15 protein-coding genes, 1 tRNA gene, 1 pseudogene and 1 CRISPR repeat array are annotated in these 20,364 nt (G+C 57.7%); of the genes and pseudogenes, 3 read left to right on the top strand and 14 right to left on the bottom strand.

Going from position 1 to position 20,364, the window contains the following annotated elements; translation table 11 throughout:
- The first annotated feature begins 141 nt into the window (after window positions 1–141).
- Together NA78x_RS05995 and NA78x_RS05990 are read left to right on the top strand one after the other, a co-directional pair.
- On the top strand, window positions 142–1,617 hold the full coding sequence (locus tag NA78x_RS05995) for a hypothetical protein (protein WP_425617520.1): 1,476 nt from the start codon (window positions 142–144) through the stop codon (window positions 1,615–1,617).
- Window positions 1,618–1,623: 6 nt separating this feature from the next.
- Window positions 1,624–2,814, top strand: a complete 1,191-nt coding sequence (locus tag NA78x_RS05990) for a polysaccharide biosynthesis/export family protein (protein ID WP_425617519.1) — start codon at window positions 1,624–1,626, stop codon at window positions 2,812–2,814.
- On the opposite strand, the gene NA78x_RS05985 is transcribed toward NA78x_RS05990, so the two are convergent.
- The 5 genes from NA78x_RS05985 to NA78x_RS05965 all read right to left on the bottom strand — a co-directional run bounded on the left by NA78x_RS05985 (window position 2,815) and on the right by NA78x_RS05965 (window position 9,343).
- Window positions 2,815–3,690, bottom strand: a complete 876-nt coding sequence (locus NA78x_RS05985; RefSeq protein ID WP_425617518.1) for a class I SAM-dependent methyltransferase — start codon at window positions 3,688–3,690, stop codon at window positions 2,815–2,817.
- A 174-nt stretch (window positions 3,691–3,864) separates the two neighbouring features.
- A complete protein-coding gene (locus tag NA78x_RS05980) occupies window positions 3,865–4,353 on the bottom strand; it encodes a CsbD family protein (RefSeq protein WP_425617517.1) in 489 nt (162 codons plus the stop codon).
- Window positions 4,354–4,593: 240 nt separating this feature from the next.
- Complete coding sequence (locus NA78x_RS05975; RefSeq protein ID WP_425617516.1) at window positions 4,594–5,085, bottom strand: MgtC/SapB family protein; 492 nt, start codon at window positions 5,083–5,085, stop codon at window positions 4,594–4,596.
- Window positions 5,086–5,104: 19 nt separating this feature from the next.
- Complete coding sequence (locus NA78x_RS05970) at window positions 5,105–8,242, bottom strand: PVC-type heme-binding CxxCH protein (protein WP_425617515.1); 3,138 nt, start codon at window positions 8,240–8,242, stop codon at window positions 5,105–5,107.
- A 99-nt stretch (window positions 8,243–8,341) separates the two neighbouring features.
- The gene (locus tag NA78x_RS05965) at window positions 8,342–9,343 is read right to left on the bottom strand and encodes a hypothetical protein (protein WP_425617514.1); all 1,002 of its coding nucleotides are present in this window, start codon (window positions 9,341–9,343) and stop codon (window positions 8,342–8,344) included.
- Between the two features lie 556 nt (window positions 9,344–9,899).
- Here NA78x_RS05965 and NA78x_RS05960 point away from each other — a divergent pair.
- Window positions 9,900–10,367: an IS5 family transposase gene (locus tag NA78x_RS05960; RefSeq protein WP_425617513.1), complete on the top strand. Its 468-nt coding sequence runs from the start codon at window positions 9,900–9,902 to the stop codon at window positions 10,365–10,367.
- Window positions 10,368–10,406: 39 nt separating this feature from the next.
- Here the strand turns inward: NA78x_RS05960 and NA78x_RS05955 are convergent.
- The 9 genes and pseudogenes from NA78x_RS05955 to NA78x_RS05915 form a co-directional block, all read right to left on the bottom strand.
- A pseudogene (locus tag NA78x_RS05955) lies at window positions 10,407–11,084 on the bottom strand (ISAzo13 family transposase); the annotation flags it as partial.
- Between the two features lie 49 nt (window positions 11,085–11,133).
- Window positions 11,134–12,265: direct repeats of the CRISPR family, unit length 36 nt; unit sequence GCTTCAATGTGGCCGCGATTTGTGATCGCGGAATGG.
- 4 nt (window positions 12,266–12,269) lie between these two features.
- The gene (locus tag NA78x_RS05950; RefSeq protein WP_425617512.1) at window positions 12,270–13,073 is read right to left on the bottom strand and encodes a DEAD/DEAH box helicase; all 804 of its coding nucleotides are present in this window, start codon (window positions 13,071–13,073) and stop codon (window positions 12,270–12,272) included.
- Entirely contained in the window at window positions 13,070–14,086 is a 1,017-nt protein-coding gene (locus tag NA78x_RS05945; protein WP_425617511.1) for a helix-turn-helix transcriptional regulator, read from the bottom strand. The genes NA78x_RS05950 and NA78x_RS05945 overlap by 4 nt, the downstream gene beginning before the upstream one ends.
- Window positions 14,087–14,345: 259 nt before the next feature.
- A tRNA-Ser gene (locus tag NA78x_RS05940) sits at window positions 14,346–14,427 on the bottom strand.
- Window positions 14,428–14,502: 75 nt separating this feature from the next.
- Window positions 14,503–15,753, bottom strand: coding sequence for a glucose-1-phosphate adenylyltransferase (glgC, locus tag NA78x_RS05935; protein WP_425617510.1), 1,251 nt, complete (start codon window positions 15,751–15,753; stop codon window positions 14,503–14,505).
- 154 nt (window positions 15,754–15,907) lie between these two features.
- Entirely contained in the window at window positions 15,908–17,872 is a 1,965-nt protein-coding gene (asnB, locus tag NA78x_RS05930) for an asparagine synthase (glutamine-hydrolyzing) (protein ID WP_425617509.1), read from the bottom strand.
- Between the two features lie 9 nt (window positions 17,873–17,881).
- The gene (locus NA78x_RS05925) at window positions 17,882–18,304 is read right to left on the bottom strand and encodes a hypothetical protein (protein ID WP_425617508.1); all 423 of its coding nucleotides are present in this window, start codon (window positions 18,302–18,304) and stop codon (window positions 17,882–17,884) included.
- An 8-nt stretch (window positions 18,305–18,312) separates the two neighbouring features.
- Entirely contained in the window at window positions 18,313–19,167 is an 855-nt protein-coding gene (locus NA78x_RS05920; RefSeq protein ID WP_425617507.1) for a fumarylacetoacetate hydrolase family protein, read from the bottom strand.
- 82 nt (window positions 19,168–19,249) lie between these two features.
- Window positions 19,250–20,320 (bottom strand): dipeptidase, encoded by a 1,071-nt coding sequence (locus NA78x_RS05915; RefSeq protein ID WP_425617506.1) that lies wholly within the window; start codon window positions 20,318–20,320, stop codon window positions 19,250–19,252.
- Between the last annotated feature and the right edge of the window lie 44 nt (window positions 20,321–20,364).

Genomic DNA, 20,364 nt, shown 5'->3' with positions numbered 1-20,364 from the left:
TGCCAGCAACGGGCGGATTGACTGCAAAACCCGCCGGTCCGCGGACGATTCTGTTTGCGTGAAGGTTGCGCGCCCGCTTCGTGGATCGAAGCATGGTTCAGGCCGCAGCCGCGATGGATGCTTACTTGCACGGATGTGCCCATGTCTCGCCTCAGCCGCACTGCGTTCCTGCTTGCATGCTGCACGCCTGCCGGGCTGTCGCTCGTTGGCTGTGGCTCTGCCGAGATGAAGCCCGCGGCTAATTTGGCCGCGGTCAAACCCGTTGCCGCTGCCCTGCCCCCGATTCGCGAACCCCAGCTTCTCACCGTCCCGAGCAATGTCCGTCCTGTCGCTGGCGACTGGATCGACAACTCACCCGACGCTGCCTTTCGTTATTCCGAGCGACATCAGCAAGGCTCCGCGAGCGACATTGCTGCTCAGCGCATCGCCCCGCCGACCGAACCTTCCCCCCTTGATCGCACCGTGGCCGAGCCCATCAGCGACGAGGTTCGCAATCGCCTTGTGGTGAAGCAGCCCGCTGCTCCGGTGAGTCCGCCGCCGCGTCAAGGCGGACCGTATTCCACGCAGATGCCGCCAGAATATGCAGCCCCGGCAGCTCCCGTGCAAACGCACAACTTCGCGCAGCCTTCGGTGGCCCCGCAACAGCCCGAACCATCGCAGCCGGTATTTCGTCAGGCTCAGCTGCCGGTCGCGGCCCAGCCGATGATGCAGCCCATTGGCCCCACGCGCGATCGCAGTGGCTTTCGCGCGGTGCAGGAGCGAATCGCGGGCATGAATCAGCAGGCCATCAGCCTGGCGAATCGCGGCGCGCTCTTCGCCGCTCGCGAAGACCTGCTGCAGTCGCTGCGCCTTGCTGCTCAATCGCTCGATGCGGCCGAAGGAACCAGCTCCTATAGCGTGTCGCTCGATCAAGGCCTCACTGCCTTGGCCGAGGCCGAAGACTTCGCCCAGCAGGGTTCAACGTCGAGCAGGCCGATTCAAATCGACCAGATCATCGCCGGTCATCGCACGCCCCTGCTACACAACTTGAATTCCGCCGAACTCTCGCCCGTGATTGCCATGCAGCGCTACTACGGCTTTGCGGGTGAACGGCTGACCGCCGCCGCCGGCGACTTGCCCGCGGCTGCCGATTCGCTGTTTTGGCTCGGCAAGATTCACTCCGCGCTGGCTCGCCAGTCGGCCCAGGCCGATCGGATGCAAGCCCCGCAGGCCATGGTCTGCTTCCGTGCGTCACTTACGGTTGCCCCGCAGCATTATCTGGCCGCGAATGAACTGGGCGTGCTGCTGGCCCGCTATGGTCAGCTGCAAGATGCCAAGCGACTGCTGCAGCAAAGCGTGAACACGAAGGCCCATGCGGAAGGTTGGCAGAACCTGGTGATCGTGCATCGCCGGCTGGGCGAAGATCAACTGGCGACACTCGCCGAGCAAGAGTTCGTCGCCATAACGGGCAAACCAGCACCTGCCGCGCCCACGGGCACCAAACCTCCCGTTACGTGGGTCGAGCCCAAAGCCTTTGCCGCCAGTGGCCGCCAGACCGATAGCTGGGAATCTCCCACCGCACCGAATTCGCCTGCTGGTCCCGTCGCCACTCAGCCTCGCACCGGCACCCGGAGATAAACACCCATGCGCTGCACCCTTTACATCGTCGGTTTGATCGTTGCCGCCCTTGCGTTCATAAGCAACGCGCAGGCGCAAACATCGTCGTACGCCGCTGCTTGCAATACGTGCAACACCGGCGCCTGTGGTTCTGGAATGCAGGGCAATGCCTGCGAGCGCCAGATCAATGGCGTCGACTGCGCCAACGGCACCGGCTGCGGCGAACAGCGTTGGAAAGAGTGGGGCCCGATTCCCTGGCAAGCCTTGCAGCAGGGCGAATACATCGGACCCGCCCGCACGGCGCACGTGCAGCAGTATCGGCTGCGCGTCGATGACCAGGTGGAGTTCATCTATCGCGTTACAAGGTCCGAAACGGGCCAGCCTTATCGCTTGCAAACGGGCGACGTGCTGAAGATCGAATCGCTGATCGATACCACGCTCAATCGCGAAGTGACCATTCAGACCGACGGCACTATTATCCTGCCGCTGGTGGGTCAGCTGAAGGCCGCCAAGCTCACGATCATGGACGTGCAACGTCTGCTCGAAGAGCGGTACAAAAAGTACTACAAGATTCCCGATATCACCGTCACACCGGTCAAGACCAACACACGACTGGAAGACCTCAAAGCGGCCGTCGACAACCGCTTCTTCTCCGGTGGTCAAGGGCGCAACGTGCGTGTGAATCCCGAAGGGACCGTCTCGCTCCCTGGCATCGACCAGGTGCCCGCGCAAGGCCTGACGCTGGAAGAAATCAAACGCGAAGTGAACGCCCGCTATGACACTATCGTCGAAGGGCTCGAAGTCACTCCGAACCTGTTCGAACGCGCACCTCGTTCGGTCTTTGTCGTGGGCGAAGTCAAAGCCTCGGGCAGGTATGCGATGGAAGGACCGACCACCGCCATGCAAGCCATCGCGCTCGCGGGAGGCTGGAACGTCGGTGCCAACCTGCGGACCGTCATCGTCTTTCGCCGGGCGGACGACTGGCGTCTGCTGGCCACCAAGCTCGATATTCGCGGTGCACTTTACGGCGAACGACCGCAACCCGCCGACGAAATTTGGCTCCGCGATTCCGACATCGTCGTCGTGCCCAAATCGTCCCTGCAACGCTTCGACGAAATCGCCGAGATGGTCTTCACCAAGGGTGTGTACGCCATCGTCCCCACCACCTTCACCTACCAGTTCGGCACTGGTACCGGCAGCACCGTCATCGCCCCATAATCACTTGGCTTGGCGTTTACGCTGAGCCCACACGACGCGGTCGATGCAAACAGCAACGAAGTCGGGCTGTTTCCACAGGCAGCGGCTGCCGGCCGAATCGGTCAGCTGATCGAACCGATGCAACGCCCGTTTGGAGAGCCAAGGCTCGATTCGTTCTCGTAGGTTCTGCGCGTAGGTGCTGAAGTACGTCACTGCGTCCTCACTCAATGGCTGTTGTCGCGTGGTGGCAAAGCTCCGCTCTTGCGTTCGCTGCAGACCTTGCTTGCGCAGTAAACGCGAGAGCCAACGGCCGGCATAGAACTTGATCGGCTGCGATGATCGCTCGCGAAACGAACGAAGTTCCGCCGTGTGAATCTGCAGTTCCAGGTCGACAGGCCAAGGGAGCAGCAGGTGGTGCATCGAATCGTTTTCGAGAATCGCCAACGTGCCGCCGGGACGCAGCACCCGCTTCATCTCCGCGATGCAGTCATCGAGTTGCGGCAAGCTGTAGAGGCTCTGAGCGCACCAGACAAAATCGAACGACTCGTCTTCATAGGGCAACTTGGTGGCGTCCGCTTGTTGCAATTCCACTGGCTGCGATTGCTGCTGCTGAACTTGCTGGGCAGCTTCGTTCAGCCAGGCTTTTGAAATGTCGATGGCCGTGACTTTCCCATCGTCACCAACAATCTCGCCCAGCCAGATGGCAAACTGCCCATCACCGGTCGCGACCTCCAGCACATCCATACCCGGCGTGAGCGGCAACTTGCGCAACATCGCCTGCAGCTCCGTGGCGAACTCCGCATGAAAGGCGATCAAGTTGGCGGCATAGTCCGGCAGCTGTTTTTGCACCGTCGTTGAGGATGAAGTTGTTGGTGAGGCAATCGTTTTGGTGCTCATCGATGAAGTTCCAAATCAGCGCATAAAAAACCACGCTCAAGTTCTCGGGAGACGGAGTCGGTTGCTCAATTTCTGGAATCGAGTAATCGGTTCTATCTACGACGAGGACCGAGCGTGGCACTTGCGAGCCGAAGCGTCTGCAAAAGATTGGATAATGATCAATCCGGACTGGTTCTACCGGTTGTTGACCATCATCCCCAACATGAGACCAACCAGGATACCGGCACCGAAGCAAACTGCTACGGATTCGGCTGGGTTGTGCCTCACAACGCTTTCGGCTTGCTTGTAACCTTGCTTGGCCATACGGCCCACTTGGTCGGTGCCTTGCTGCATTCGTTCGCCAGCGTGGCCAGCGAAATCGCTGGCATACTCACCAGCTTGGTTGGCATATTCCGAGATGCGATTGGTCGCCGAGGTAGTGTATTCCTTGGCGGTCTCAGCGGCTTGGCTGACCATCGAGGCGGCATTGCCGGTCGAGAGCGAATCGAGGAATTGCTCGATCGATTGGCGAGCTTCGCCGGTCTTACGTTGGATGGTGCCAACTAGTTGATCGACGTTGCCGTTAAACATGCCGATGTCGTCGTTGGTCAGCTGACCCCACTTCGAGCGCAGCTTGCCTTTGACTTCGTTCCAGTTACCCTGCAGTGTTTGTGCGTTAGGCATGACTTTCTCTCCTTCGTAGTCGTTGTTCAATCCGCTGGAAAATCGCGAGTGGCGACCTGTGGTTGCCACTCGCACTCAGGTGATTTCTTCTCGCCGCTAGGAAGGAATGCAACGGCTATGCCAACGACCAAAATCGCCACAAATGCTGCCGAATTGGCGAAAGAATCAAGAAATCGTTAGGTGGCGGCGGAGCGCGCGGACGCAAATCAATCACCACGATTGCGCAGCAGTCAAAAACTGTTAGTGATCGTCCTTGTGGGCGTCGTCTTCGACTTCCGGCTGGTCGTCTGCCTTCAGGTACTTTTTTCCATGCTGGAGCGTCCCCAGTGCGAGCAAGGCCGACAGAGCCAGAACCACGCTGATAGCAGCCAGGCGATAGTAGCCCAGGCCGCTGGTAATGCCGACGGCGGCCGCCACCCAAATAGTGGCAGCCGTCGTGAGTCCGCTGACGCCGCGACGGTTTTGAATGATTGACCCAGCACCAAGAAAGCCGATGCCTCCGACGATGCCGCCCACCACCTTCAAAATGTCGGCCGAGTTGGACTGCCCCTTCGCGACCAGTTCGTTGTTCAACTCCAGCCCCGCCAGCATGAACGCAGCGGAGCCCAGTGAAACGAGGATATGCGTCCGCAGTCCCGCAGGCTTGTTTTGTGCCTCTCGCTCCCAACCGAGGACCGCTCCGAAAACTGCGGCGACCGACAATCGGATGATTAACTCGAGAGTGCTGAGCATGCTCTATTTTCTTTGCCATCTACTTTTTGGCAGGTGCGCCGGGAATCAACTTCGCGGCCGGGTCGGTGTGAGGCTTATCGAGGTTGAGCAGCGAGAACAAATCGGCCAGCTCTTCCGGCTTCAGTTGCTTCTCAAGCTGTTCCGGCATCAGCGATAATTCGCTGATCTTCATTTCCTCGATATCGCCCCGGGCAATCGTTTCGAGCTTGCCACCCTGCACTTTTAGTACCACGCGTTGCTCGTTGTCTTCGGCCAGCAAGCCAGTAATCACGCGACCATCGGCAGTAAGGACGGTGCGAGCTTGATACGACGCCCCAATCACCAGGCTGGGGTCGAACACGTTCGAAAGCAGCTGTTCGAAGTTCGAACGACCATTCACCGTAATATCGGGCCCCACTTCCTGGCCGTTGCCGTGCAACTTGTGGCACTGACCGCAGACCTTGTTGAACACCAGCTGCCCACGGGCCGGATCGCCGGGCGTCTTATTCAAATGGGCTCGCATCTCTTCGATGATCTTCACGCGCGCGGGATCGCGACCTGTGCGCACCGTACCCCAGTGCTTCGTCACCAAGGCGCTCAAATCCTTATCGCCCAGCGACATTAGTTTTTGAGCCTGATTCACATTGATGGCAGTGGCTGCGATTTTCTTCTCGGCGACAGCGGCCAGCAAAGCTTTGCCCCAAGCTGCCCGCTGCGTAAGGAGTTCGATGGCTTTTGGCTTTACATCGTCGGACAGATCGCCGTAAACGCCAATCACCATCGGACCGACCTCACCCGCGTCGAGCTTGGAAAGAGCCGTGAGCGCGGACGCATGCATTTTGGCGGAAGGCGAATGCACCAAGATCCTGCTACCCACCGCGATCAATTCCGGATGCTTCACCGCGGCGAGAGCATTTAGAGCTGCCTCGCGGCTCGCTTCTGACTCATTCGAATTGGCAATGACCTTCATCAAGCCTTGCTGAGCGGCGCCGTCGCCCCAACTGGCACGAAGGATATTCAGGTCTAGTAGCAGATCTTTCTTCGCAGCGTCCTTTACTTCGATACTTCCCACCTCCGCAACGACTGCTTTGATTTTGTCCAGTCGCGCGCCCGTCAATTCGCGTGACTGGATTCGCTGCGAAAGTGATTTCAAGCACAACCCAATGGCAGCATCGTCGTTGCCTTTAAGCGTGACTTCGAGCAACGAGCCGATCGTGCCGCCCGATTCGTCCTTGCTCGCGAGCACGCGATCGATCACGCGCGGCATGACTGCCATCACGTTCTTTGAACGAGCCAGATTCGGCTGCGCGAGCAAGCTGACAAGCTTGGCACTGTCCTTCTCCAACAGCGGATGCAAGTTCTGCCAGACGATGTGTGGAATCAACATGTCGTCGCCGCAGTTTTCCAGCACGTGCAGCAGCGTGGGAATGGTGTGCTCGTCGTTCTTGGTCGCTGCGGTGATCGCAACTTGCAGCTGGACGTCGGCGGAAGCATCAGTCGCCAACTGCCGTACTTTCTTCCAAGCACCTTCACTGCCGCCGAAGTTACCGACGGTACGAACTGCCCAGGCACGATAGCTCGCGTCTTTGTAGTTGAGCAGTTTCAGCAAATAGACTTCGTCGGGAGTCTGCAGCGACAACGTCACCCATAACGCGTGCATGCGCGCTTTGCGAGGAGCACTTTCATCCAAAGCCAGTTGTTGCAACTTCAATTCGATGGGCGAAACTTCAGCCGCAACTTCTGAAACGGGGAATGTCGTTGGGCCTTGCAAGGTCAGGGTCTTGCCGTCTGCCTTATAAAGCGTCTGCTGCTTGCCACTTGGTCGAACGGGTGCTTCCCATGTTGCCAATCGCTCCGTCAGCACTCGCTGCGCTGTGCTCCGCGCGTAGTCATTTTCTTTGTGCAACTGCTTGATCAGTTCATCGTCGCTTAGCTTCGCAAAGTCAACTACTGCAGCTCGCGGCGTGTCTTTGTAACGCACTCGATAGAGCCGGCCGTTGGCGCGGTCGATTCCCTTGGGGTCGCGATTCGCGTCCTGATAGCAGTGATACCGGTCGTACCAATCGAGCACATACAAGCAGCCATCGGGGCCGGTCTTTTGCACTACAGGCATGAACCAGACGTCGTTGGCGGTGAGAAAGTCATCTTCGCCGGTCGCAAAGTAACTGCTGCCGGCCCGCTGCAGTTTGTCGACGTTGATGCAGCCGCCGTGAATGTTTCCCATATACAGCTTATTGCGGTACTGCTCAGGATAGGCATCGCTGTCGAAGTAATGAATGCCGCAATAGGCCGCTGCCTGGTGCTTGTGCTTGACGATGCTCTCCAGCTTCCACGTGTGCGGCGGATAAGGCCCGCCCTGGCGATGGTAGTAGCCCGTGCGAGTCAGATGCCACAGGTGATCGATCACGCAGGCACTGATGAACGCCGAACCTTCGCCATCAAAGGCCACGCCCCAGGGGTTGCTCGTCCCTTCGCAAAACACTTCGAACTGCTTGGTAATCGGATGAATGCGAAACAGCGCGCAGGTGAACTTCCAGCCCGCGTGATCGGCTGAGTAATTCGGCGATGACTTGGGATACTTCACATGGCAATAGTTGAACACGCCGTTCAGACCATACAGGTAACCATCGGGGCCCCAGGTCAGCGAGTTCGGCAGTTCGTGCGTATCGTCGCGACCAAAACCAGTGACGACCACTTCTTGCTTATCGGCTTTACCGTCACCGTCGGTATCTTGCAGGAACAGAATGTCCGGCGCGTTCGCAACCCACACGCCTCCATGCCCCACCGCCACGCCACTGGGAATGTTCAGCCCTTCGGCAAACACCGTGAACTTGTCGCACTTGCCATCGCCATCGGTGTCCTCCGCGATTTTGACGCGATCACGACCAGGCCCCGGCTCGCGGCGCGGATACTCAAAGCTCTCGGTGATCCAATATCGCCCCCGTTCATCGATGGCCATCCCCACCGGGTTCACAATGTCGGGCTCACTCGCCACCAACTCAACGCTGAAGCCCGGCGGCACCGTCATCTTCTTAATCGCCTCAGCCGGCGAGAGCGCCGGTCCAGGCAACTTGTCCTGCCGACGGGGAATGAAGTCTTCAGCGGTCAAAAACGTGCCCGAGAGGGACGCAAATAGCACCAGTAAACTTAAAGGAGCGAACGAGGCAAACTTGCGCATTGCGACAAATCCGGAGAGGGAGTCTATCAACCAACAGAGCCGCAATTATCGCTCACAATCACTCCCGCAGCAATGAACCGCGTGAGCATCGGAGCCTCTCTACTTCTTCGCTTCCACGCTAATCAGCACCATGCCGTCACGCTCGATCAACTTCAGTGGCAAGGCGGGCTTGGTGCGGGCGATTGCCTCGGCAGGCGTAACTCCCTTCTCTTTGATGACCAGCGCTCGTTCCATGTCGATGGCAGCTTTGGTGAGCGCCGGACAATGGAGAACAAATGGGACACCCGTCTTTTCTGACAAATGCTTAGCGATGTCAGGTAGCGGTTGAGCCAGATCGATGTCGAATTTGGTGGCAAGCGCTGTGGCGACGGCAACGGAAGGTTTCGCTTCGGCGTCTATGTCTCGCGGTACGACCAACAGCGATTCATCCTGAATGATGGCGTGCAGATCAAACGGGAGCAGCACGAATTGCAGCAGGCGGCTGAGAGGTTGATTATCCGGAGTGGTGCAGGTAACTCTTTCGTCTCGGGAAATGCCAGCTTTTTCCAAGGCTCGCTGATCGAGGGCGATCGTAAGACTGAAATCTTCCGCAAGGTAAGTGAGAACATCTTTTAGCGGTGTTTGGACAAACTTCAGCCGCCCGTTCTCCTTCACCAGCTTCAATTGTAACTTCGCATGCACCGCTTTTTGAACTTCTGATTCGACGCGTTTAGCTTTGAGCTCTTTCGTGCTGGGAACGAGCAGCAGCGTACCGTCCGGCTTCACGGTAACTTCGAGGCCATGTTGATCGAGTAACAGATGCAATCCACTCCGCAGGCTGATCGCCCTGACATTCAAAGTCACTGGCACCTCGGGATCGACGCGGCTTTCACCGTTCATGGTTTCCGTGGCAAGATTAATCTTCACGCCGTGTGCCTCTTGCACATAGTCCAGCACGTCCTGCAGTGGGGTATCTACAAACTCCAGGGACGTCCGCACATCTAATTCCCGCTCCGTTCGCTGCGCGGGAGTCTCGGCAGGCTGCTGGGCAATTGCCGGTACCGCAGCCAAAGAGAGGAGCGTCACATAGCCTGCCGCAATCAGCCAAAGACGATTTCGCATGGCAGCCTCCACCGACGAGATTTGGGAGAAGAGAGTTCGCCTGGCAGTCTAAAGCAGCCAACGGCTAGTCTCAACAACAAGTCCACGGCGGCCAGAGGTGCGATAACCATTTTTGATAACCTTTTGACGAGATTTTCGCTGATAACCAATTCTCGCAAGCTCTGTAGTACAAGTCACTTGCAGCCAAGATTCTCGTTATTGCCAGGAAAACCCGATAACCAAATTCAACCGTTTTGATAACCACTTGGTACCCCCTGAGTAGCCCCCCCTTAGTCCCCATTCCACTCGCCGGACCCGGTGTCTACTCCTTTGCCTCCAGCCGACCTTGCCACCTCAACACGTTAGGAACTGCGCGATACATTGTCAATGTTTTATTTAGCAACTAGAAACAATACTCACGCCCTCGAGTAGGCAAGTGAGACAATGCCAATTCGGGCCAGAACGGCCAACCTACGAAAAAAGCCGTCAACGGGTTACTTGCGACGATATGATGCGCTGCGCGGCATCGCCTGGCGCTGGCAAGCCTTGGACGGAGCCCAAACCAAGGCGCCGTTAGGTGGGGAAAAAAACTGGTAAAAACCTGACGGATCGCGGCAAGCTGGGCGTGAAACGCTCGGTGCAGACCGACGGCCGCGGCGTGCCGATTGGCGTTGCCATCGCCGGAGCCAATGTTCACGATCAAAAACTTCTCGCCGAGACACTGCGTTCGATTCCGATCCAACGCCCTCCGCGCGGCAGCTGCCAGCAACATCTCTGCTTGGACAAAGGCTATCACGGTAAACCTGCCGAGCGTTGCGTGAAGCGCTTCGGCTATGTCCCACACATTCGCTGCCGCGGCGAAGAACAACGCCGCTGCAAAAAAGGTCAACGGGCCCGACGGTGGGTTGTCGAAGTCGCGCACTCCTGGACAAACCGCGCACGCCGCCTGCTGGTGCGCTGGGAAAAGAAGGCCGACAATTATCTGGGCTTCGTCCATCTACAGTTCGCCTACATCACCCTCAAGCAAACTGGGGTTTTGAGATAGGCTCTTAGAACCCAACGCGAAATAACTTCGGCATTTGGATCATAGCTTGCTTAAGGCTGGCGCGGTGTAGTTGAGTTGGGGCAGGAAGCTGTCGTAGCGGATGGGATTGTGATCGAGGAAGTGTTGGCTGGCCTTGATTCCTTTCTCATACATTCGCCCTGCGATGTTCGCGACGACGCGTAAGCCGTGGGCAGTGCGGGTGCGGTTGATGAAGTTACGGGCCACTTGGATGGTCTTCAGCACAACGGCTTGAATCGCTCGCGAAACGTGGCAGAACAGGCGATGTTCGATCGGGTTGTATTTCGAGCAGCCCGGCGGATAGTGCGCGACTTGAATGTCGCAGCGCAGGTCATGGGCCAGGTGGCATAGCGTTTCCTTGAAGCGATGCTGGCGACAACCGTTGCTGCCCCCACAGTCGCACAGCAACAACAGTCGCGGCGCGTACCAGTAATGTTCCCGACCCATCCGGTCCCACCACCGACGGATCGCATCGCAAGCGAGTTCGCTGGTGTCGGCGCCGCGGGCCAAGTACATGAACGCTTCGTTGCGGCGAGTGTCGTACACACCGTAAGGCACCAGTCGTTGCTCGGCAGTCACGAAGTCGTGATCTTGCACGACCACGCGGCCATCGGTGATCGCTCGGCCCGGATGAAAGAAATCGCCGAGAAATTCCTTCTTTTTCGTGTCGATGCTCAGCACCGGCCAATCGTTCCGCTCGTACTTGGCGCGGAGCTTGCCCGGCTGGACATCTTCGAGCGAGTGTCGGGCTTCAATGTGGCCGCGATTTGTGATCGCGGAATGGGAAGAACTGCGCGGCTATCTCTGCCAAGTTCGGCCTGCTTCAATGTGGCCGCGATTTGTGATCGCGGAATGGTCGACGCGATCCTCGAAGGGCAGGAGCCGGAGAAGCTGCTTCAATGTGGCCGCGATTTGTGATCGCGGAATGGGCTTTGACGTCGAGCGGTTCCATAGTCGCAATTCCTGCTTCAATGTGGCCGCGATTTGTGATCGCGGAATGGCCGATCTTCCGGCGGACATAACGCCCGACGCAAGACCAGCTTCAATGTGGCCGCGATTTGTGATCGCGGAATGGAGACGTCACGCTCGGTACGCGCGGCGAACGCTTCGGGCTTCAATGTGGCCGCGATTTGTGATCGCGGAATGGGTGGCGTTTGGCGTGCGTTCAGCTGCAGCACCCGTAAGCTTCAATGTGGCCGCGATTTGTGATCGCGGAATGGTTGTCGCCGCGCTCGATCGCTTGCCGTTCGCCGATCGGCTTCAATGTGGCCGCGATTTGTGATCGCGGAATGGGCGGCGGCAGTTTCGTTGTCTGCTACGCCAACGGCCGCTTCAATGTGGCCGCGATTTGTGATCGCGGAATGGGCGTTCAACCCGAATCAAAAGAAGATGTTCTAGCCATGCTTCAATGTGGCCGCGATTTGTGATCGCGGAATGGGATCGAAGGCGGCGACATCGACGAGCGGATTTGCGTGCTTCAATGTGGCCGCGATTTGTGATCGCGGAATGGCGGCACGATGCTGCGACGAAAGGCAGACGAGATTTCTTAGCTTCAATGTGGCCGCGATTTGTGATCGCGGAATGGGTGAGTCAATTCAATGTGCAAAGCTTGCCCAGCCCCAGCAGGCTTCAATGTGGCCGCGATTTGTGATCGCGGAATGGGTCGTCGCCGGCGATCGCTGCACCAGGCCAAAGCCCGGCTTCAATGTGGCCGCGATTTGTGATCGCGGAATGGCACTCGGCTGCCGGAAGACTGGGAGTACGGCGCGAGGCTTCAATGTGGCCGCGATTTGTGATCGCGGAATGGGAGGGGCGAGGCTTTGCGGAAGGAAGCGCAGACGGCTGCTTCAATGTGGCCGCGATTTGTGATCGCGGAATGGTTCGCTACACCCGGTAGCTCTTACCATCGGAGTCGGGAGATAGAGAAGGCTTGATCTTTTCGAGCGGTTTGACCGATTCAATCCTCTGCTGCACCTTCTCGTCTGCGAGGTCTTCTTCGCCAAGCCGCAATAATCGAAATCCTTCTTCTGGTTTTGGGTGGTCGATGGTCTCAAGCGGTCCCGTATCGAGGGTCGCCGACATCCATAGCGAATCGCACGTTCCAACTGTCCCAAGCTTGCCGCGAAAACCTTGCATTTGGGCAGTGGTCGTTAGCCCAACGCCCATCAACTGCGTTTCGTCCATCACCCACAAGCTATCGTTGTTCAGCAGGCCGAAATGCATTGGCCAGCGATATCGAGACATGCCGTATCCACGGTTCAACGCTCGCGAAAGGAGCATGTCTTGTGTGCCAATGAGAATCGAATTGCGCTCGGGGAATTCGTCCCAATGGGTGTCATCAGCGCCGCCCATCAAAAGATGCGCGCTCACGTCGTTAGGCTGCAAATGTCCACAGTCGATGAGTTTGCTCAGCCAAGCATCCGCGCACTGCTTTGTTTGTTCGACGAGCGATCGCATCGGCAAGCAGTAAACAAGTCGCCGAGGTGTTTGTTCGGAAATCTTTCGGGCGGCAAAACAGCGGCGGTAGAGCCAACCGAGAATGACCGCCGCAGTTTTACCCACCCCCGTTGGCACGGATAACAAGACAGGCAACTGCTCACCAATCGCCAGTTGAAGCTGGTAAGGATACGGATCATTGCCCGTAGCCTCTTTAAATAGCTTGGGATACTTCATGAGGATTACAGTCATTTGGCAGGTGCTGATCGGCTTTTTTGTGTTTCGTAATGTAGCAATGTTTCGCGCAGAGATGCGACCATATTCTTGCGAAGAAATTCCGGCTCCAGAACTTCTACATGGGGGCCGAAGGAGAGGAGCCAGGATTGAAGCTCTTCTAACGAGGCGAGCTCAAACTGGGCGAGGAGCGTGCCGTCGGGTTGGGGTGTGAGTTGTTGGGAGGAATGATGTGTAGTTTCGCTGACGTTACGGGCAACTTGCGCACTGAAGCGGACGAGCACCGTTTGTAAGGGACCATCGCCCTGAAAGATGCCGAGCGAGCCAGCGAGAAAGGTGGCGGCATCGAAGTTTGCCGGGCGTTGAAAGGCTAATGGCTGGACATCGACGGCAGAAAGTCGATCGATTTTGAACGTGCGAATGGCACTATGGTCGCATGACCAGGCTAATAGATATAAAGCCCGCTTGTGCCACACGAGCGAATACGGATGCACATCATAATGCGTCACTGGTTCCGTCGAGCGCAGCGAATGATACGTAATTACTGTCAGCTTGTGGTCTTCAATGGCACGTTCCAGATCATCGATGAATTGGCCCTTGTCGCTATAATCTGCCATCCCATGCGTTTTGCAATAGAAGGCTGCCGCTAGTTTTTCGAGATGCCGTAGCGGAGCATCGCCCAGTGTGGCCTTGATTTTATGAAAGGCACTTTGGGCCCCCTGAAAAAACAGCGTCCCGGCCAGAGGCTCGAGAAACTGCCGGCCTAAATAGATCGCGGCAGCTTCTTCGGTGGTCAGTTTCAGCTGCAGCAGTCCGCCGGAGTCGGCCAGTTTCCAATGTTTGCGGCCATGGTCGGCAACCGTATCTCGCAGGTCGAAGCCGAGTTGCTTCAGCATCTCCAGATCGCGCTGAATGGTCTTTTGCGAAACTCCGCCCTCTTCGGCCAGTTCACGCAGCGTGGCACCATGCCTGCGGGCGGTGAGGATTCGCAGCAGAATCCAATGTCGATGAATGGTGGGGAGATCAGACATAGTGGCCCCTGGTAGTTCGGCGTGTGGTTCGCACGCCAATGATAACGGAGGGCCACGACAGCTAGCGTCTCGGGTGACAAGTGTTCAGTAGTTACTGCTCCGACCACGCAGTTTTAACAAAGCAGGCCCGGATGCAGAGATCTCGCTAGACGATATCGGGAAGCGAAGTGCAGCGATCAAAGGGCGAAGAAGCAATGCCAGAACGGCCAGCCTACGAAAAAAGCCGTCAACGGGTTACGTTGACGGCTTTTCATGAATGCGGAGGGCAAGGGGCTCGAACCCTCAACCCCTTGCGGGGCAACTGATTTCGAATCAGTCTCCTAGCCATTCGGTTACCCTCCGGGCTGTTTCTATATTTACCCTGGAAAGTCGTGCGCGGCAAGGTGTTCTCGCCGGGGAAATCTGCTGGCTGGCGATTAGCCCCGGCCTTGCTGCAGCATGTGCTCCAGACCGTCGTCTTTGGCGATGACGACGATGCCGTTCTCGCTGACGGTGAAGCCACGGCGACGATCAAGGTCCAGGTCGTAGCCGATTTCAACTCCGGCGGGGACCTTCACTCCCTTATCGATGATGCACCGCTTCACGCGCGAGTGGCGACCGATATCGACCCCTTCAAACAGGATCGAGTCGGCGACATGTGAGTAGCTGTTGATGCGGCAGAGCGGGCCAACGATCGAGCGCTCGACGAGACCACCAGAAATAATCGTCCCTTGGCAAACCACGCTGTCGATGGCACGACCGCAGCGATCTTGCTCGCCGCGACTGCCGAACACGAACTTCGGCGGCGGAATGTTGGCCTGGAAGGTGCGAATCGGCCAGGTGTCGTCATACAAGTTGAGCAGCGGATCGACCGAGATCAGATCCATGTTGGCTTCGTAGTAAGCATCGAGCGTACCGACGTCTCGCCAGTAAGCATCGCTCTTGCGATTCTCATCGCGGAAAGGAAATGCATAGACACGATGGGTTTCGATAATGGCAGGAATGATATCGCGGCCGAAATCGTGTCGGCTGCCCGCCTTGGTCGCATCGCGACACAGTTGTTCGAAGAGGAACCTCGCGGTGAAGACATAAATGCCCATCGAGCCGAGGCAGTGTGCATCGTCGCCCGGGATGGTTCGTGGATTCGCAGGCTTCTCTTGAAAGCCTACGATGCGATTGTCGGCTTCGACTTGCAAGATGCCGAACTGGGTTCCTTCTTGCGGCGAAACTCGCAGCACGCCAACAGTCAGGTCGGCTTTCATATCTTGGTGATACTGCACCATCGACTCGTAGTTCATCTTGTAGATGTGATCGCCGGCCAGAATCACGACGTACTCGGGGCGTTCTTTTTCGAGCACATAGATGTTCTGATAGACGGCGTCCGCAGTCCCCTGGTACCACTGCTCGTCGATGCGCTGCTGCGGCGGAACGACATCAATGAATTCGCCCATCTCGCGATTGAAGTAATGCCGCCAGCCGAGGTTGATGTGGCGATCGAGACTCATCGCCTTGTACTGCGTGAGGAGCAGAATCTTGCGGAAATGGCTGTTGATGCAGTTCGAAAGCGTGAAATCGATGATGCGGTACAAGCCACCGAACGGCACGGCGGGCTTGGCGCGGTCGCGTGTCAGCGGTTCGAGTCGAGTTCCTTTGCCACCCGCGAGGATGACCGCCAATATATTCTTCATGTTGCCTTGACCCTTCGTGGAACGACAAGCGTGCATTGCCTGGAAGTGCAAACACAATGCCAGTCGCCGTGTCTGCCCATGGACTTAGCGAGTATCAGCAGCCCGGCTACTTCCTTGTCGATTTCTAGCTGTCGATTCTAGTCAGTAGGGCCGCTTACCCCAAGTGGCAGTCTGCGGTGACAGAACCCGTCGCACCAGACTCGGTAGCAGCACTACCCCATTCTTTGAACCACAGCTCCAGCATCAGTAGGGCCCATAGGCGCGCGCTATGATCGAACCGGCGTTCGTCGTGATCCTTGAGCAATCCTTCGATGGCTGCACGGCGAAACCATCGCTGCGTGAACGGACCTTCGAGCAATGTCTCACGCAGGAGAGGCCGCAATTCGTTGCGAAACCAGTGATCGAGCGGCACGCCGAAGCCCATCTTGGGCCGCTGCCAAACTTCGTTCGGCAGCAGATCACCAAAGGCACGTCGCAGCAGCCACTTGCCCCGGCGACGTCGATACTTGAACTTCACCGGCAAAGAAGCGGCGAATTCGACCAGACGGTGGTCGAGAAATGGCGCGCGAACTTCGAGCCCATGAGCCATTGAGGCGATATCGACCTTGGTCATCAAATCGCAAGGCAGATAGGTGACGAGATCTGTCAGCGAAGCAGCGGAAATGGGATCGCGCCCCTTGGTTCTTTTCCAAGCGGCCAGCAGGAAACCAGCGGGATCGGAATTCGAAAGCTGTGCAACAAAATCTTCGTTATAAAGTTCCGCTCGGCGGCCTTCGTTGAAAATCGAGATCCAGTCGAGATAGCGCCGCTCGGGTGAGAGCGACAAGCTGCTCGCAAAGCGCTTGAACTGCCGCACACGAGATTTTTGCCGGCCCGAGGATGGGATCGATTGCCAAAGTTCGGAAGCAAACAGACTGCGGATCATCGGCACACGATCGAACCAGCCTCCTAACGAGGCCGCGCGATAGCGAGGGTAGCCGGCGAATAGTTCATCGCCACCATCACCGCTAAGTGCCACCGTCACATGCTCGCGCGTGAGCTGCGATACGTACCACGTGGGAACGGCACTGCTATCGGCGAAAGGCTCATCGTAGTGATAGGCCAGCTTGGGAAGGATTTTCACTGCATCGGGATCGACGTGCAGCGTTTGATGATCGGTTCCCAGGTGCCTGGCCACTCGCTCGGCATAAGCCGATTCGTCGTACTCCTTGATGGGAAAACCAATGGTAAAGGTCTTCACTCGCTCGCCAGCCTGCTGCTGCATGAGGGCGACGATCAGCGAAGAATCGATGCCGCCCGAAAGGAAAGCGCCGAGCGGCACATCGCTGCGCAGGCGAGTTTGCACGGCCGAGGTCAGCAACTCGCGAACGCGAGCGACGGCATTGGTCTCCGAGATCGGCTGCTCGACGGTGAAATCAGGCTGCCAATAAGGCTGCACCTTCAGCTGATCGTCTTGCCAGACGGCCGAATGCCCTGGTGGCAGCTTCTTATAGCCGCGAAAGATCGTGTTCGGATGCGGCACGTACTGATAGGTGAGATATTCATCGACCGCAGAGAAATCGATATCGCGAGGTGAGCCGGGAACCTGCAATAGACTTTTCAGTTCGCTGGCGAAGGTCAGCCGGCCGGCTTCCTGGCGATAGACGAGCGGCTTCTTGCCTAGGCGATCTCGCCCGAGTACCAGCCGGCGCTTCACGCTGTCCCAGATGGCAATCGAGAACATGCCAGCCAAGTGCGAGAAGCAATCGGGCCCTTCGTCTTCGTACAGATGGACGATGGTTTCGGTATCGCTATCGGTGCGGAACTTGTGCCCGGAACCTTCGAGCCTGCGACGAAGATCGACGTAGTTGTAGATTTCGCCGTTGAAGACGACCCACACGGTCTCGTCTTCGTTCGCCAAGGGCTGATGGCCGCCAGCCAGGTCAATGATCGAGAGCCGGCGATGTCCGAGCGCCACGCCAGGCTGAGCGTCGTAGGGCGGCCGAATGCGATACTCGCTTTGATACAGCCCTTGATCGTCGGGCCCTCGATGCCGCAGCGCACTGGTCATTCGCTCGAGCACCGGCAACTCGATTGCCCGCTCTGGCTTCGTCCAAATGGCTCCGGCTATGCCGCACATGGGGTGCTTTCAGTGGGCGTCAAAGGCAGCGATCAGGTCTGCCTTTGATTTGATCACAGTTGCCCGGAGGGAAATATCTTCAGGGATATGAGGCTGCAGGGAAGCATCATTGATATAGGTTCCGGTCCCTGCCTCGCTAAACATCACCAAACCAAGTTCGCAAACGAGATCAGCAGCCAAGGCGAAGAACTTCTCATCGTAGTAGGGACGGTCGATCGAAAAATCGCATGCCTTTCCATCTACCACGCCAATCCCGCCTTCTGAACCAATTTCGTCATTGCCCGATTCGTTGATCGGTGTGGCAACATGCCAGCAAATCGCGTCTTCACCAACTTCGCAACCGTAGCGTTCGAGCACTGTGATCAAGGGCTCTAGCGCAAAGAACTCTACTTCCCGGTTACGAAACGACCAGAATTGCTGTGTGTGCCCCATCTATGCACTTACCCCCTCACGATCGGATTCTTCAGCGTGCCGATGCCGTCGATGGTGATTTCGACCACGTCGCCAGCGTGCAAAGTAAAGCTGTTATCGGGGACGATGCCTGTGCCGGTGAGGAGAAAGCAGCCGTTGGGGAAGGTTTGATCGCGGCCGAGCCAGCCGATGAGATTCTCGAATGAGCGAGCCATTTGCGAGACGGAGGTGTGACCTTCGAAGACCTTGGCATTGTGTCGATGAATGGCGAGAGCAATCCCAATTTCGGCCGGTGGCGGCATGTGACGAGCCAGCGTGATCCACGGACCGAGGCCGCAGCATTGGTTGTAAACTTTCGCCTGCGGCAGATAGAGCGGGTTGTCCCCTTCAATATCACGGCTGCTCATATCGTTGCCGATGGTATAGCCGACGAGTTCCAGTCGGCTGTTGAGCACCAGGGTTAGTTCCGGCTCAGGAACATTCCAGTCGCTATCGACGCGGATGCGCAGCGGCTTATTGGGCCCCGAGCAGCGATGGGGCGAAGCCTTGTAGAAAATCTCGGGGCGCGGCGAGGCATAGACGCGGTCGTAGCACGAAGCGGCCGTTTCGGATTCTTCCATGCGGGCAACTTTACTGCGCTTGTAAGTGACTCCCGCGGCCCACACTTCTTGCTGGTCGATGGGAGCAAGCAGTTCCACTTTCGACAGCGGCACAGGCTCGCTGTGAGTCATGAACTCGGCCATCGCGTAAGGATCTTCCGCGTCGAGCAGTTCAGCCAGGTTGTGAATGGGGCCATCGGTGGTGTGCAATGGCAAGAGATGATTGTCTTCGACGCGACCAACGGCCGGCTTGCCTGAAGGAGAAACGTACTTGGCCAACTTCATGGGAGAGTTCCGGTTCACTACTCCCTCTCCTCGCTGGCGGGGAGAGGGCTGGGGTGATGGGTGATATGCGGATCGAGTGAGGCTAAGCAGGCAAACTGTCGCCGAGCTTGCGGATCCAGTTACCGTGCATGATACCTGCGACGTCAGCGTCGCTGTAGCCTCGCTGTTTCAGAATGACGCCCACTTGTTGCAGGTCGGCAATTGAGTCGAGGTCCATTGCCGTCTGCTCGGTGCCAAAGCCGCCGTCGAGATCGGAGCCAATGGCACAGTGCCGCGTGGTGCCGGCCAGCTGACAGATGTAGTCGATATGCAGGGCAATCGTCTCGATTTTGCAGCCCGTTTCCTGGGGAGTTGTCTTCCCTCGAATCCAGCCTGGCACCATCATCCAGGCATCGAAGGCGGCACCAATGACGGCGTCGCGGCGAATGAGTTCCTTAAGTTGGTCGTCGCTGAATTGGCGTTGATGCGGCACGAGCGAGCGAACATTTTGATGACTGGCCCAGACTGGCCCGTCGTAGATCGACATCGTTTCCCAAAAGGCTTCGTCGGTCAGGTGCGTGGCATCGAGACAGATGCCGAGTCGCTGCATTTCTTTCAACAGTTCGCGACCGGCAGCGGTCAGTCCACCTTCGGCGCCGGTGCCCGGGCTGTATCGACCAGGACCGTAGTGGGCGGGACCAATCGCGCGCAGGCCAGTGGCGTAGGCTCGTTCGAGGTAACTGAGGTCGACGATCGAGTCGGCGCCTTCGAGCGACAGGACGTAACCAATCGGCGCATTCGGCGGCGGATTGTTCTGCCACAGTTCGACGTGCTTCTTCAGTGCCGCGCGATCGACGATCTGCTTCATCTGCCCAGCCCGTTCCATGGCCTGGTAATAAGCGAGTTGCCCTTGCGTTTGAGCCCAGGCAATTTCTGGTGCGTGCCAGCCTGGCAGTGAGTTCCCTTCGGCCACATAGCGGGCAATTTGCGTCGCGATGCACAGGCCGATGTTGCCGCGGCGCATCTCGGGAAATGTGCAGACTCCCAAGCCACGATCGACCTTGTCGGTCTTTCCTTGCTCGCGGCGACGCACGTCAGCGAGCGGCAACGTGAGATCGCGATTCCATTCGAGCGCGTTCATCGACAGATCGAGATGGCCATCGACCAGAAACATGGCAGGCACCTTAGCGAGCAGTGGCGGGATAATCAGGCGGAGGT

The sequence above is a fragment of the Anatilimnocola aquadivae genome (assembly GCF_049819085.1).
In the GTDB taxonomy this organism is placed as follows: Bacteria; Planctomycetota; Planctomycetia; order Pirellulales; family Pirellulaceae; genus Anatilimnocola.
Note: the sequence above shows the minus strand (reverse complement) of the source record. Positions and strands in the feature narration are given on the sequence as shown.

What these genes read in the sequence shown, in the direction of transcription:
- NA78x_RS05995 (WP_425617520.1), top strand. Translation starts at nt 142, where the DNA reads ATGTCTCGCCTCAGCCGCACTGCGTTCCTGCTTGCATGCTGCACGCCT.
- NA78x_RS05990 (WP_425617519.1), top strand. Translation starts at nt 1,624, where the DNA reads ATGCGCTGCACCCTTTACATCGTCGGTTTGATCGTTGCCGCCCTTGCG.
- NA78x_RS05985 (WP_425617518.1), bottom strand. Translation starts at nt 3,690, where the DNA reads ATGAGCACCAAAACGATTGCCTCACCAACAACTTCATCCTCAACGACG.
- NA78x_RS05980 (WP_425617517.1), bottom strand. Translation starts at nt 4,353, where the DNA reads ATGCCTAACGCACAAACACTGCAGGGTAACTGGAACGAAGTCAAAGGC.
- NA78x_RS05975 (WP_425617516.1), bottom strand. Translation starts at nt 5,085, where the DNA reads ATGCTCAGCACTCTCGAGTTAATCATCCGATTGTCGGTCGCCGCAGTT.
- NA78x_RS05970 (WP_425617515.1), bottom strand. Translation starts at nt 8,242, where the DNA reads ATGCGCAAGTTTGCCTCGTTCGCTCCTTTAAGTTTACTGGTGCTATTT.
- NA78x_RS05965 (WP_425617514.1), bottom strand. Translation starts at nt 9,343, where the DNA reads ATGCGAAATCGTCTTTGGCTGATTGCGGCAGGCTATGTGACGCTCCTC.
- NA78x_RS05950 (WP_425617512.1), bottom strand. Translation starts at nt 13,073, where the DNA reads ATGACTGTAATCCTCATGAAGTATCCCAAGCTATTTAAAGAGGCTACG.
- NA78x_RS05945 (WP_425617511.1), bottom strand. Translation starts at nt 14,086, where the DNA reads ATGTCTGATCTCCCCACCATTCATCGACATTGGATTCTGCTGCGAATC.
- glgC (WP_425617510.1), bottom strand. Translation starts at nt 15,753, where the DNA reads ATGAAGAATATATTGGCGGTCATCCTCGCGGGTGGCAAAGGAACTCGA.
- asnB (WP_425617509.1), bottom strand. Translation starts at nt 17,872, where the DNA reads ATGTGCGGCATAGCCGGAGCCATTTGGACGAAGCCAGAGCGGGCAATC.
- NA78x_RS05925 (WP_425617508.1), bottom strand. Translation starts at nt 18,304, where the DNA reads ATGGGGCACACACAGCAATTCTGGTCGTTTCGTAACCGGGAAGTAGAG.
- NA78x_RS05920 (WP_425617507.1), bottom strand. Translation starts at nt 19,167, where the DNA reads ATGAAGTTGGCCAAGTACGTTTCTCCTTCAGGCAAGCCGGCCGTTGGT.
- NA78x_RS05915 (WP_425617506.1), bottom strand. Translation starts at nt 20,320, where the DNA reads ATGTTTCTGGTCGATGGCCATCTCGATCTGTCGATGAACGCGCTCGAA.